Raw genomic sequence first — 12,516 nt, forward strand, 5'->3', positions numbered from 1 at the left:
TAATATATGATTGAGAATGGTGCTGTTTTCCCGTTGTTTTATTTGCCGCCGGTTGACTATTTTACAAAGCTGAATGCTTTTAAACCCCATATCGTATTGGAGGTAGAAGAACATTTCCCTAAGCAAACCTATCGCAACAGAACCAACATCTACTCGCCCGATGGCCCTTTGAGTTTAACCGTGCCGGTATCAAAAGGCTCGAAAAACCACACTAAAACCAAAGATGTTAAGATAAGTTACGATTTTAAATGGCAGCGCCTGCACTGGTTAAGTTTAAGCGCATGCTACCGCAGCTCGGCATTTTTTGAATATTATGAAGATGATTTCGCCCCTTTTTATGAAAAAAACTTCACGTACCTTGTAGATTATAATCGCGAACAACTGGAACTATTGCTGCGCCTGCTAAAAATAAAGATACCATTGCAATTTACCGAAACTTATGAAGCAGCTTACCCTAATTTAACCGATTTGCGCAGCACCATGAGCCCCAAAATTGAGCCCGATGTGGAACAAAAAGCGTATTTTCAGGTTTTTGAGGAACGGCAGGGCTTTTTGAAAAACCTGAGCATCGTCGACCTTTTATTTAATCAGGGCCCACAGGCTTTAAACTATCTGTAAATGGCAACTTATACCAAGCGTGTACATTATAAAAACCGCAAACGCCAAATCAATGTGGGTGCGCGCCCGGGCTCCATCATTATCCCTGATGATGCGGTAAAGCCGCAGATCGTGATCTACTCGTTCAACGAGACAGACCTGCAAACCAGTAAAGGCACGGATATGAAGGCCATTACTCAACAGATCAAAAAATGTAAAGACCACACCCACTGGATCAAGATAAATGGCCTGGGCGATGCCGCCCTGATTGAGGATATTGGTACTTTTTTAGACATTAACCAACTCGTATTAGAGGATATTGTTAATACCCACCAGCGGCCAAAATTTGATGAGTACGACGGTTACGTATTCGGCACCAGCAGGGTTATTTACTTCAATAAAGAAAACGAACTGGTGAACTGCCAGTTCAGCGGAATAGTGAAGGATAACATCATCATCAGTTTTGAAGAAAGCCATCTGGATTATTTCGAAGCTGTTACTACCCGGTTAAAGGCCGGGAAGGGAATCATCCGGGTAGGTGGTCCGGGATATATCTTTTATGCGCTAACTGACACTATCCTCGATAACTATTTTGTGCTGCTATCGCAGATTGGTGATATGATAGATACCACCGAAGATAAACTTTACCAACGGCCCGATAAAAGTATCATGTTTGATGCGCAGCAACTGAAGCGCACGCTGATCATCATCCGCCGCTCCTGCTGGCCCGAGCGGGACAAGATCAATGATATGATCCGCAGCGAAAGCGATTTGATTAGCAAAGATACCAAACTTTACTTGCGTGATGCCTACGACCATTGCATCCAGGCAATGGATATGGTAGAGAGTTATAAAGAGGTAACCAGCAGTATCATCGACCTTTACCTGTCGATGGTAAGTAACCGTATGAACGAGATAATGAAGGTGCTCACCATCATCTCGGTAATCTTCATTCCCCTAACCTTTATTGCAGGAGTTTACGGGATGAACTTTAGCCGCGAAGATGCACACGGCCACTTAATTCCCGATAACATGCCTGAGCTTTACATGCACCACGCCTATATTTATGCGCTCCTGCTCATGTTTTTTATCGGAGCAGGACTGGTGGCAGTATTTTGGAAAAAGGGTTGGTTTAATAAGTTGTAAGTACCTTCATCAGGAGATTTTATTAATCTATTTAACAACGGTCAAATATTTCTTCTTCAGCCACGCCCTTACCGGCTCATCATACAATTTCAATGCGGCATAGCCCAGCAGCACAAAAAAGAAGAACAAACCAACAGCGACAGCAAAAACGGTGGTACCGGCCGGTTTGGCTGTTGCTATCCAAAGGGTATAAACGTAAATAAAAGGGTAGTGCATAATGTAGATCGGGTAAGAGATCTCGCCCGAAAACTTGCATAGTGTAGCCCAACGGCCGCTTATCTGCCCCCCTGCGCCCATTGCTACGATCAATGGGAAAGCGATGATGATACAGGCTGCATCGTAGTAACCATTCCAGCTATACCACGGGAAGAAGAAGAGCGCCATTAAAACTAACGAGCAAACGATGTATGCCATCGGTATACGGACCAGTTTACCCGTACGGAACAATAATAAACCCGCAAAGAAAGGGAACATCATCCGCACAGGTGCAACCCAAATATTAGGATAACCGCCCGAGTTTGGGCCGTAAAAGAAATCGGCAATAAATTTTGACTGGATCTTACCGTATCCCCAACCCGTGCCTACGTCGCCATGATCTACCGATACTATAGTGAGTATAATGCCGCTAATGATAACCAGCGTCCATAAAGCAGCCTTATTTAATTTGCGGCCAATTACGGCATAAAGGATGTTTGCAATGTACTCCTGCATTAAACTCCAGCAAGGGCCGTCTAAAGGGTGGGTTTCGCCCCAGCCGCGTACATCCATGGATGGAGGTGCAGGCAGTAAAGTAAATCCGAATAGAATTATAGTAACAAATTTGCCAATGTCAATAACACTCGTAGCTCTGAAAGGATCTAAAAGAAAAACAATAGCACCCACTACAGTTCCCAAAATTACCAGCGGGTGCAGCCTGTTAAGCCTGATCTTCATAAATTGTTTGATGGTCATGCCTTTAGCCCAGCGATCGTCATAGGCATAGCCCACTACAAATCCTGATAGCAGGTAAAAAAAGTCTACCGCCAGGTACCCGTGATGCATTGGGTGCTTGGTTAGATCAGGATAAAATCCTTCCATTAAATGGAATATGACAACTAAAATAGCGGCAGTACCGCGCAGTCCATCTAAAATAGGATAATGTGGTTTCATGAAAAGGCTAATTGGTTGATTTAGGCCTTTAAAGATAACATAAGATGGGGAACTGTGCAAGCACTAAGGGAGGAGCAAATCAAACTGCTGATGCCGTCATGACGACAACATCAGCAGTGAATATTATCTTTAACCCTTAACCTTTTTATTTCTGGCTACCAGTTTGGTTGCCAGTTTATTTTGTTTCTTTTCTTCGTCGCCCAAGATAATGCCCCATGGTTGCAGGCTCTCCACCCTGTCAAAAATGATCTTCAGCACCGCAATAACGGGAATTGAAAGGAACATACCGGATACTCCCCAGATCATTTCGCCGATAATTACACCTAAAATAGTTATCAATGCATTGATACGCACTTTTGAGCCTACTACCACAGGTAACAAGATGTTACTATCGATTAAGTGGGTTATTACGAGCGTACCAATAACCAGCAGTACTTTGCTGGCAACGGTGGCAGTAGCAAAGGTGATCAATGCGCTAAGTACCATGGCGGAGAAGATACCGATGTAAGGGATGATGTTTAGCAAGCCCGTTATCAGCCCCAATAAAATAGCGTATTTAATACCCAGTGCCCAAAATGCAAGGCTTACCGCACCGGCCACTATAGCCATTTCTATCAGCAAACCAATAATGTATTTACGGATAATGAATTGCACCTGCTCTACAATTTCGTGCACCATTTTTTTGTTTTCTTCTAAAAAAACCGACTCTAAAAACTTCATGATCAAGGTGCGGTACAGCAGGAAGAAAAAGGTATAGATAAATGTAAAAACCAGGAATAGCAGGATAGATGATAGAGAAAGTAGTGTGGTACTTACCACAGTAGTGCCCGATGCCAGAATCTTTTCTTTAGCGGTATCAACATAGGTGGCCTGTTTGCTTTCGTTTACATGGAAATTGGCCGACACCCAATCCTGCAAACCGTCCACAGATTTATGTAACTGTGTTTGAAACTGCGGCCAATCGTTAGCCAGGCTTGAAACCTGTGAGCCGATAACATAAAGAATGATGCCTATTGCCGATAATAAAAGGATCACCGATATCATTGATGCAGCACTGCGCGGCAGCCTGATCTTTCTCTCAAAAAATTGAGCCACCGGCAACAATAGTATGGAGAACAGGCAGGAGAATATGAGCGGAGACAAAATCTCTTTAGCTAAAATAACCAAATAGCCAATGGCAAAAAGGCTAAAAAGCACGCAGGCCAGCTTGATGTAAAACGGAAGGTTTGTAAAATTCTTAATATCCATATTGTAGGGGTTAAATACCAAGCTAAACCACTTGCTCGCCCAAATAACATGTTTTGAGATATTATGTTTTTCACGATATAAATTATGCTACCACCTTAAGGAGTATCGTTTTGAAATAAAAAAGGGTATCTAAACATTCGTTTAAATACCCTTTTCTTATAACGACCTGTCGTTATTTTTGAAATTCAGGTTTTAACTCCGCCTTCATCGCTTTGCGGAATTTCATAACCTTCGGTTCAGACACGCTGCTGATGTAAGGATTATCGCCGTTAGTGCGGTAGTAACCTTGATGATAGTTCTCGGCAGCGTAAAAAGCTTTGAAGGGTACCACCTGCGTAACTATGGGATTGCTGTAATGCTTGGTAGCATTTACTTTTTTAATGATACCTTCTATAGTAGCTTTCTCTTCCGGGGTACGGTAAAACGCGATGGAGCGATAGTCGGTACCTTCATCCGGCCCCTGGCGGTTAAGCGTGGTTGGGTCATGTGCAAAAAAGAACGACTCTGCTAACGTGGCATAGCTGATTACTTTAGGGTTGTAATACACCTGCGCAACCTCGGCATGATTAGTAGTACGGGTGCTTACCTCTTCATAGGTTGGGTTTTTGGTATTGCCACCTGCATACCCCGATACTACTTTGTTAACTCCTTTCAATTCGCTCATAGCCTCGCTCATACTCCAGAAACATCCGCCCCCAAAAGTAGCTACCGCTTCGCCTGCTGCCGGTTTAGGCACCGGCGCTATGGCGTTTTTATTACCACTTGTCTGGCCGTTTGCACAGCCTAAAAATAATATAATCGATGCAAAATATAATCCTATTCGTTTCATGATTGTCAGTTTGATTTATATGTACAATTTACGCATTTAATAAACAGGTAGTTGTAATTGAACGTCATCTGCGGGTAAAGTTGATTTACCCGGTAACTACTACTTAGTAAAATCACCACCTTGCGAAGCTGCTCTACGTTTGGTCTAATATCGCCCGTGCTTTTGCTTAATCATAAACAGCAGTTTATCCAATCCGTTTATCTTTACTTCGTAGGCACTGGCCATTAGCATCCCTAATTTACCGGGTGGGAAACCTTTTTTTTGCATCCACTCCAGGTAGCTTACCGGCATATCGCATATCAGCGTGCCTTTATATTTGCCAAAGGGCATGCGGGTATTTACCACATCAATTAGTACGTTCGGGTCGGGGGTTACATTTTCCACAGTGGTAAATGTAAAACAAATCCGTTAAGCCCTGCTTACCCTGGTCACAATAAAAAAAGTTATCAATGCGGCCGTAATAGCCAGCGCAGTTTTTAATTTAACGGTGCCCTGGTAAGGCGGTATATAACGTACGCCGTTCTGGTCGGACACGGCTGAATGCCCAACATACCTGCCGTCGTTTGGTACTGCGATGCTTTCAAAACGATTAGCTAAAAAGTTCAATTCGGTTTGCAGTTCTTTTCCGCGCATTACCGGGCCGTGGCCTGTGGCGGCAATGCGCGGCTGCAAAGCGGCCAATTTACGTACCGATTTACCTGCTGCTATCCAGTCGGATGTGATATACCTTGGCGGCCCTGATACTTTTTTAGTGTAAGCCATCAAATGGTAAGCTGATTCTGCAGGTGTGGTTACAAATGCATCACCCGCTATTAAGGTGGTGTTTAACGGGAAGAATAGCGAAATATGCCCAGGTGTATGACCCGGTGTGTGGATCACCTTCCATTCCGGCAACTCCGGGATACCGTCATACATATCTATCTCGCGGATGTTTTTACTCACATTGATCGCCTTTGTAGGGAATACGAACGAGACTAAACTCATCATGCCGCCACCTGCTTCAGGGTCTACCGGCGGATAATCTGACTTTCCTGTTAAGTAAGGCAGTTCTAAGGTATGCGCATACACCGGTACATCCCAATATTTAAGCAATTCACATAACGACCCTGAATGATCTGAATGCCCGTGTGTAAGAACGATTGCCGACGGGCGGGTGCCGGGGCCAAATAAAGATTCGGCCATGGCTATGATCTTTTCGGCATTACCCTTAGTACCGGTATCAACCAGCACCCAGCCTTTACCGGTACCGCCACGGCGGTTAGCGATCATATAGATGTTTACAAAAAGAAGGCGCATGCCCCAAACGCCCTGCCCCACCTGGAAATATTTTATATTATTACTAAGCATAATTTATTATTGGTTAAATAGATAACAGGATTTACCTATAAATGGTTTTAAAAGGGTATATTCCTTTAAGCTCTAAAACACAAACTACAAGGTCGACTACGTGTTAAAACGCAGGGCATCCAAACACAATGAGCTGCCTGTTGTTGAATTTTTAAACACATATACTATGGAACAGCAATTTGATGCGGTGCTTACCGGTTCTGATACCGACGTAAATGGAATAGTTACCGGTAATAATGAGATATACGAATTTAACGCGCTTGATGAAAGCCTGCAGTTAACTATCGCCAAAGATGCTAACGGCCATTGGGCGCGTATAGCTGGCAGCGAACCCTATTTTTCGGGATGGGTAGATCAACTGGCCGAGCAGATACAAGCAGAAACAAAATAACGCGTTATGGAAAAAAGAGAATTAGGAAGATCGGGACTATATGTGCGCCCCTTTGTTTTTGGCGGTAACGTATTTGGATGGACAGCCGATGAGAAAACTTCTTTTAAATTGTTGGATGCCTTTGTAGACCACGGCTTTGAATTTGTTGATACTGCCGATGTTTACTCCAAATGGGTACCGGCGCATACCGGCGGCGAATCCGAAACTATTATTGGTAACTGGCTTAAACAAAGCGGCAAACGCCATCAAATCATTTTAGCCACAAAGGTGGGTAAGCCGATGACTGAGGATAAAAAAGGTTTATCTAAGGCTTACATCACCAGGGCTGTTGAGGACTCTTTAAAACGGTTACAAACCGATTATATAGATCTTTATCAATCGCACGACGATGATAAGGATACTCCTTTAGCTGAAACACTGGAAACATATACCGACCTGATTAAACAGGGCAAAGTACGGGCGATCGGTGCATCAAATTATGGTGCCGACCGCCTGCGCGAGGCTTTACAGGTAAGTAAGGATAACGGCTTTGCCCGATATGAAAGCTTGCAGCCCGAATATAATTTATATGACCGTGCAGATTACGAAAAGCAATACGAATCGTTATGCCGGGAGAATAACCTCGGCGTCATCACTTATTATTCACTTGCAAGCGGCTTTTTGACCGGCAAGTACCGGTCGGAAAATGACCTGAACAAAAGCCAACGAGGCGGCGGGGTTAAAAAATATTTGAATGGCCGCGGATATAAGATCCTGGCTGCTTTAGACAAAGTTGCCGGCGATTATAACGCAACACCCGCAGCCGTCGCGATAGCGTGGGTAATGGCAAGGCCGGGCATAACAGGGCCTATTGCAAGTGCCACCAGCGTACATCAGCTAAAGGAATTATCCGGGGCTGCAGAATTAAAACTCAGTGGCGAAAGTATCGAATTGCTCACCACTGCCAGCAACTATTAACAAAAAAAGCTCCCGATTAACCGGGAGCTTTTTACTTTATATCAAACGTATCGGCTAATTAAAATCTTGGGCGGGCCATACCCATACGGCCTCCATTTTGGTTTTGGGCAAACTGGCCATCGCCGTTACCTCTACCCTGTCCGCCACCGTTATTGCCTCTGTCGCGGCCACCACCGTTGTTAGATGGCTGTGCCTGTTGGCCTGGCTGTTGTGGTTGTTGCTGGCCACCGCCCCAATTGCCCCGGCCTTGACCGCCACCATTATTTTGTGATGGTTGCTGTGGTTGTGCTTGCCCGCCGCCCCAGTTCCCCCGGCCCTGGTTATCGCCGCGGCTTGGTTGTTGCGGCTGTGCCTGCCCGCCGCCCCAGTTACCACGTCCCCTATTATCGTTGCCTTGTGATTGGTGATCCCAGCCACCCCTTCCACCTCTGTCATCGTTACGGTTAGGTTGTGGTTGGTTATAACCATTATCTCTTGGTTGGTTGCCGCCAAAGCCGCCCCTGTTAAACCCGCCGCCGCCATAGTTACGGTTATCGTAGCCTCGGCCCGCATAGTTATTATTACCCCGGTTCCAGTCGCCACGGTTATCGTTACCACCCCAGCGGCCGCGGTATACATCATGGTTCATATAAGGCCTGCGGCCCCTTATTTCAAAATGGCGAGCGGTGCGCCAATCATAGTTACGGTATGAGCCCGGCAAATAAGCTGCGGAGATCCAACGTGCACCATCATTATAAAAATAGCACTGACGCGATAAACTGTAGTAGGCTTCTACTTCCGGCAGGTAGTAGTAATCATCGCTGTCGTCAAAATTATCATCGTAAACTGTTTGTACAGGCTGCGGTGCTGGTGCATATACCACGCGCCTTACCGGTACGTTAAAACCTAAATGAATTGATATTTGCGCTTCGGCTGTGTTGTAAACCAAACTCCCGAATAATATTGCTGATAATATAACTGACTTTTTCATCTTCTTTAAAATTTATACATCTATGACAGCTAACAGCAGCCAGGGTTTAATTCATACCTATCTATAATATTACACATCTGACAGCTAAAAGAATTAAATACTGATAAATTGAATATTTAAAGAATAAAGTTTCAAAATCCCCCTTAAACTAACTCAACTTAGTTACAATATTCTTAAAAGCATATAAAAATAAATTGAGATAATTAAATCAAAATGGATAGCCACGCTGTACTGTCGAGATTGGAGATATCTCTATTTCTATACTAACAAATCAGAACTTGGCATAACTAATAACGCTGTGGTTTTAATACCCATATCTGTCAATATGTAGGGAGCCATAAAGTCGGCAACGAAACCATCGTTAATACAAAATGCAGATACGGTAAAAAGCGGTATAGCTTTAACTTTAAAAACTAATAAAAGAAGCGAATTTTATTTTCGTGTACGCTTGTCCTGCCATTGCTGGTATTGGTTTTCTAAAAAGCTGTTCCCGTCTTTAAAAAATTCCGTTGTGGCTATAGTAAAATGATCACCAGGGTAGTAAGTGAAAACGAAAGAGGAATTTAGTTTCTTCATTTCCGCGTCCAACAGCTTTACAGCATAGTTTAAAAGGAAATTATCCTGGTTGCCTACGCTTATCATCACTTTGCCGTCAAGATCTGCTTTAACTTTATCCCAGTTTGTACGCAAGTATAAAGAGATATCATAGTTTTTCCAGTGCGCGAATACGGCTGCAACTTGACGCCGGGTATTCGCAGGTTGCGCTTGTGGTTAAATTGGATCTTTCCCCGGGGTTTATCGGACATGTAGAGAGTACGAACACGAGCGCCAGCTATAATCTGCGGCACTTAAACAAGTTGTCTGCTATTTTAAAATGCTCACCAAAAGAGTTTCTGCCTGAACAATACCTTAAAGACGATTCCTTAATAAAATAATCTGCAGGAAAGCTTATATAATTCGCCGTTTTCTTAGCTTAACATTGATATCTTTTGATATTTAGTTAAAGGGTTTCTAGTACGACAAGTTGGTTGCCAATTACTATACTTTAACTTCAAATATTGATTCACTGATTCTTTAAAAAGTATTAATATTGTAGTCCAGGTACCTTTTGTTTAAAGCTTGGTCTTTTGAATCCATCGCGTTATCAACAGTGACAAAATAATATAGCGTTGTTGCAAAACGTATCTTGACAAAATAGGTTGCATATCAATTGTGACTTACGAGGCGAAGCTATGAGCAGTTGCCTGTAATCAAACCACTAATTTTGAATGTCCAAAGTAATTAAAGTTGAAAACTTATCAAAAGTGTACCAGTTGGGCACATTTGGTACGGGAACCATTTCCCGTGACGTGGAGCGCTATTGGGCACGGATAAGGGGAAGAGAAGATCCTTTTCTTAAATTAGGTGAAACTAATGAGCGTATCTCTAATTTTGAAGGTGATGTAGTTTGGAGCCTTAAAGACTTAAACTTCGATATTGAGCAGGGTGATGCCGTGGGTATTATTGGCCGTAATGGCGCGGGTAAGAGTACACTGCTGAAGATATTGAGCCGGGTTACAACACCAAGCAGTGGAATTGTAAAAATAAAAGGCCGTATTGCCAGTTTGCTGGAGGTGGGAACCGGATTTCATCCGGAACTTAGCGGCAGGGAGAACATTTATCTGAACGGCACTATATTGGGCATGCGTAAAAATGAAATTTCAAAAAAGTTTGATGAGATCGTAAGTTTCTCTGGTGTTGAAAGATATATAGATACGCCGGTTAAACGTTATTCGTCAGGGATGTATGTGCGACTTGCATTTGCTGTGGCTGCGCATCTTGAAAGCGAAATACTGATAGTTGATGAAGTGCTGGCTGTGGGCGATTCAGAATTTCAGAAAAAATGCCTCGGTAAAATGAGGCAGGTAAGCAAAAGTGAAGGACGTACAGTTTTATTTGTCAGCCATAACATGGCTGCAGTTAAAACATTATGTAACCGGGGTATTGTACTTGCACATGGTCAAATGGTATATGCAGACAGGCAGCTTGAGGCGGTTCAATTTTACCAAACCAATAACAATATCCGCTCAACTTTTGAACACCTTGGAAATCTGAGCGCAGCACCCGGAAACGAAAATATAAAAGTGTTAAAATTTATTATTAGACCGCATATCGGCGAAGCCATGTCCATTTCGACCGGTGTTAGTTTTGAAATGGTTTTTTTTAACCAAAAAGCAGGTATTAACCTTGATGCCACATTCGAATTAAAAAACAGTGAGGAGATCCCCGTTTTCCATAACGGTGTGCTGATATCAACTAATAACGATTCAAAAACTGGGTTTTACACTATTAATTGTACCATTCCTCCAAACCTATTGAATGCCGGCAGTTATTCGTTCAAATTAATTTTTGGCGAAAATCAGCGTTACCTGTTATTTGGTGCCGATGATTTTATCGGATTTGAAGTTGAAAATGAAAGTAAGGGTACTAACAGCACTTTAGCACCGGGTGTAATTCATCCGAAACTTGATTTTGTTATTAGTTATAAGGCATCATAGCAAATGGAATACCCACACATTATACAACTCCCCAAGTTTTTAGACAACCGGGGAAATCTATCCTTTATTGAAGAAAATAATCATATTCCCTTTAAAATTGAGCGTACCTACTGGATTTATGATGTACCTGGTGGCGAACGGCGGGGTGGGCACGCTTATTTAAATCTTCAAGAATTTATAGTTGCCTTGAGTGGTAGCTTTGATGTGGTGCTTAGAGACGGAAAAAAGGAAATGCGGTTTAGCCTTAACCGTTCTTACTATGGGCTGTACGTACCAAAATTGATGTGGCGTGAGATCGAGAATTTTTCTACTAATTCACTGGCCCTGATCCTGGCAGATGGTAAATATGATGAAACAGATTATATCAGGGACATTGATCAATTTATAAGCAGCAAACATGGAGGGTAATTCTTCAACCGTTTTTGATTGTAACATCACCCACTTGCGCCGTATCCATAATCGCGCAGGGAATATTACCCCGGTCGAAAACAATATCCATATCCCTTTTGCTGTTAAACGTGTATATTATTTATATGATATACCTGGTGGTGAATCACGCGCAGCACACGGGCATAAGCAACTCGAGCAGTTTATAGTAGCGGCCAGCGGCAGCTTTGATATATGTATAGACGATGGCATAAATAAAAAAATAGTACAGCTAAACCGTCCTTACTTAGGCATCCATATACAACCCGGCATATGGCGCGATCTTTCCAATTTTTCGTCGGGAGCTATTTGCCTGGTGTTGGCCTCCATGTTGTATACAGAGGATGATTATTTAAGAGAGTATGAGTCATTTAAACAATATAAAAAGCGTTGATGCAGCTACCCATACACAAGTACGGCCTGATTTTTAGGCTGGTTGAAGAAACCGATGCCGAATTTATCTTAAGCCTACGCACCGATAACATTCATGCCCGGTACCTGTCACCTACTGAGAACGATTTGCAAAAACAAATTGACTGGATCAGGAAATACAAAAAGCGGGAAGAAAAACAGCAGGAATTTTATTTTTTATTTGCCGATGAAGATAATCAGCCTGTTGGCGTTGTAAGGGTTTACGATATTCAAAATGATACATACACAAACGGCAGCTGGATTGTAAAACCTGGATGCGACGAATTTATCAGCATAAAATCAGATCTTTTTCTTGCGGATTTTGCAGCCAACCAATTAGAAAATAAGAGATGTGTGTTTGATGTAAGAAAAGACAACAAAAAAGCACTTCGGTTTCATAGGATGTTTTCCCGGATAACCGGTGAAGATGAGATTAACTATTATTTTACCATAGATGAGGCCGACGCAAAACGGAAATATGAATTTTTAACAAGTATAATATAACCTA

15 protein-coding genes are annotated in these 12,516 nt (G+C 42.8%); 8 read left to right on the forward strand and 7 right to left on the reverse strand.

Annotation, left to right across the window (positions count from 1 at the left end; translation table 11 throughout):
- Positions 1-6: 6 nt before the first annotated feature.
- Both IDJ76_RS16350 and corA read left to right on the forward strand, forming a co-directional pair.
- The gene (locus IDJ76_RS16350; protein WP_191164517.1) at positions 7-618 is read left to right on the forward strand and encodes a WbqC family protein; all 612 of its coding nucleotides are present in this window, start codon (positions 7-9) and stop codon (positions 616-618) included.
- Positions 619-1,743, forward strand: coding sequence for a magnesium/cobalt transporter CorA (corA, locus tag IDJ76_RS16355; RefSeq protein ID WP_191164519.1), 1,125 nt, complete (start codon positions 619-621; stop codon positions 1,741-1,743).
- Between the two features lie 27 nt (positions 1,744-1,770).
- On the opposite strand, the gene IDJ76_RS16360 is transcribed toward corA, so the two are convergent.
- The 5 genes from IDJ76_RS16360 to IDJ76_RS16380 all read right to left on the reverse strand — a co-directional run bounded on the left by IDJ76_RS16360 (position 1,771) and on the right by IDJ76_RS16380 (position 6,316).
- Positions 1,771-2,892: an acyltransferase family protein gene (locus IDJ76_RS16360; RefSeq protein WP_191164521.1), complete on the reverse strand. Its 1,122-nt coding sequence runs from the start codon at positions 2,890-2,892 to the stop codon at positions 1,771-1,773.
- A gap of 129 nt (positions 2,893-3,021) precedes the next feature.
- Positions 3,022-4,140 (reverse strand): AI-2E family transporter, encoded by a 1,119-nt coding sequence (locus tag IDJ76_RS16365; protein ID WP_191164523.1) that lies wholly within the window; start codon positions 4,138-4,140, stop codon positions 3,022-3,024.
- A 172-nt stretch (positions 4,141-4,312) separates the two neighbouring features.
- Positions 4,313-4,969, reverse strand: coding sequence for a peptide-methionine (S)-S-oxide reductase MsrA (gene msrA / locus IDJ76_RS16370; protein ID WP_191164525.1), 657 nt, complete (start codon positions 4,967-4,969; stop codon positions 4,313-4,315).
- A gap of 144 nt (positions 4,970-5,113) precedes the next feature.
- On the reverse strand, positions 5,114-5,353 hold the full coding sequence (locus tag IDJ76_RS16375; protein ID WP_191164527.1) for a DUF3820 family protein: 240 nt from the start codon (positions 5,351-5,353) through the stop codon (positions 5,114-5,116).
- A 24-nt stretch (positions 5,354-5,377) separates the two neighbouring features.
- Positions 5,378-6,316, reverse strand: coding sequence for an MBL fold metallo-hydrolase (locus IDJ76_RS16380; RefSeq protein WP_191164529.1), 939 nt, complete (start codon positions 6,314-6,316; stop codon positions 5,378-5,380).
- A 166-nt stretch (positions 6,317-6,482) separates the two neighbouring features.
- Between IDJ76_RS16380 and IDJ76_RS16385 the strand changes: the two genes are divergently transcribed.
- Positions 6,483-6,707, forward strand: coding sequence for a hypothetical protein (locus IDJ76_RS16385; protein ID WP_191164531.1), 225 nt, complete (start codon positions 6,483-6,485; stop codon positions 6,705-6,707).
- A 6-nt stretch (positions 6,708-6,713) separates the two neighbouring features.
- Positions 6,714-7,664 carry an aldo/keto reductase gene (locus tag IDJ76_RS16390; RefSeq protein ID WP_191164533.1) on the forward strand — a complete coding sequence of 317 codons (951 nt, stop codon included), beginning with the start codon at positions 6,714-6,716 and terminating at the stop codon, positions 7,662-7,664.
- A gap of 58 nt (positions 7,665-7,722) precedes the next feature.
- Here IDJ76_RS16390 and IDJ76_RS16395 read toward each other — a convergent pair whose 3' ends face one another.
- Both IDJ76_RS16395 and IDJ76_RS16400 read right to left on the reverse strand, forming a co-directional pair.
- On the reverse strand, positions 7,723-8,634 hold the full coding sequence (locus IDJ76_RS16395; RefSeq protein ID WP_191164535.1) for a hypothetical protein: 912 nt from the start codon (positions 8,632-8,634) through the stop codon (positions 7,723-7,725).
- A gap of 432 nt (positions 8,635-9,066) precedes the next feature.
- Positions 9,067-9,324 carry a hypothetical protein gene (locus tag IDJ76_RS16400; RefSeq protein ID WP_191164537.1) on the reverse strand — a complete coding sequence of 86 codons (258 nt, stop codon included), beginning with the start codon at positions 9,322-9,324 and terminating at the stop codon, positions 9,067-9,069.
- 578 nt (positions 9,325-9,902) lie between these two features.
- Here IDJ76_RS16400 and IDJ76_RS16405 point away from each other — a divergent pair.
- Genes IDJ76_RS16405 through IDJ76_RS16420 form a run of 4 tightly spaced genes read left to right on the forward strand, consistent with a single transcriptional unit; the run spans position 9,903 to position 12,512 of the window.
- Complete coding sequence (locus tag IDJ76_RS16405) at positions 9,903-11,171, forward strand: ABC transporter ATP-binding protein (RefSeq protein WP_191164539.1); 1,269 nt, start codon at positions 9,903-9,905, stop codon at positions 11,169-11,171.
- Positions 11,172-11,174: 3 nt separating this feature from the next.
- Positions 11,175-11,579, forward strand: coding sequence for a sugar 3,4-ketoisomerase (locus IDJ76_RS16410; protein WP_191164541.1), 405 nt, complete (start codon positions 11,175-11,177; stop codon positions 11,577-11,579).
- Positions 11,569-11,991: a sugar 3,4-ketoisomerase gene (locus IDJ76_RS16415; protein WP_191164543.1), complete on the forward strand. Its 423-nt coding sequence runs from the start codon at positions 11,569-11,571 to the stop codon at positions 11,989-11,991. The genes IDJ76_RS16410 and IDJ76_RS16415 overlap by 11 nt, the downstream gene beginning before the upstream one ends.
- Positions 11,991-12,512, forward strand: a complete 522-nt coding sequence (locus IDJ76_RS16420; RefSeq protein ID WP_191164545.1) for a GNAT family N-acetyltransferase — start codon at positions 11,991-11,993, stop codon at positions 12,510-12,512. Before IDJ76_RS16415 ends, IDJ76_RS16420 begins: the two co-directional genes overlap by 1 nt.
- The last annotated feature ends 4 nt before the right edge of the window (positions 12,513-12,516 follow it).

The sequence above is a fragment of the Mucilaginibacter glaciei genome (assembly GCF_014773245.1).
Taxonomy (GTDB): Bacteria; Bacteroidota; Bacteroidia; order Sphingobacteriales; family Sphingobacteriaceae; genus Mucilaginibacter; species Mucilaginibacter glaciei.

Coding starts and splice junctions, on each gene's coding strand:
- IDJ76_RS16350 (WP_191164517.1), top strand. CDS start 7: ATGATTGAGAATGGTGCTGTTTTCCCGTTGTTTTATTTGCCGCCGGTT.
- corA (WP_191164519.1), top strand. CDS start 619: ATGGCAACTTATACCAAGCGTGTACATTATAAAAACCGCAAACGCCAA.
- IDJ76_RS16360 (WP_191164521.1), bottom strand. CDS start 2,892: ATGAAACCACATTATCCTATTTTAGATGGACTGCGCGGTACTGCCGCT.
- IDJ76_RS16365 (WP_191164523.1), bottom strand. CDS start 4,140: ATGGATATTAAGAATTTTACAAACCTTCCGTTTTACATCAAGCTGGCC.
- msrA (WP_191164525.1), bottom strand. CDS start 4,969: ATGAAACGAATAGGATTATATTTTGCATCGATTATATTATTTTTAGGC.
- IDJ76_RS16380 (WP_191164529.1), bottom strand. CDS start 6,316: ATGCTTAGTAATAATATAAAATATTTCCAGGTGGGGCAGGGCGTTTGG.
- IDJ76_RS16385 (WP_191164531.1), top strand. CDS start 6,483: ATGGAACAGCAATTTGATGCGGTGCTTACCGGTTCTGATACCGACGTA.
- IDJ76_RS16390 (WP_191164533.1), top strand. CDS start 6,714: ATGGAAAAAAGAGAATTAGGAAGATCGGGACTATATGTGCGCCCCTTT.
- IDJ76_RS16395 (WP_191164535.1), bottom strand. CDS start 8,634: ATGAAAAAGTCAGTTATATTATCAGCAATATTATTCGGGAGTTTGGTT.
- IDJ76_RS16405 (WP_191164539.1), top strand. CDS start 9,903: ATGTCCAAAGTAATTAAAGTTGAAAACTTATCAAAAGTGTACCAGTTG.
- IDJ76_RS16410 (WP_191164541.1), top strand. CDS start 11,175: ATGGAATACCCACACATTATACAACTCCCCAAGTTTTTAGACAACCGG.
- IDJ76_RS16415 (WP_191164543.1), top strand. CDS start 11,569: ATGGAGGGTAATTCTTCAACCGTTTTTGATTGTAACATCACCCACTTG.
- IDJ76_RS16420 (WP_191164545.1), top strand. CDS start 11,991: ATGCAGCTACCCATACACAAGTACGGCCTGATTTTTAGGCTGGTTGAA.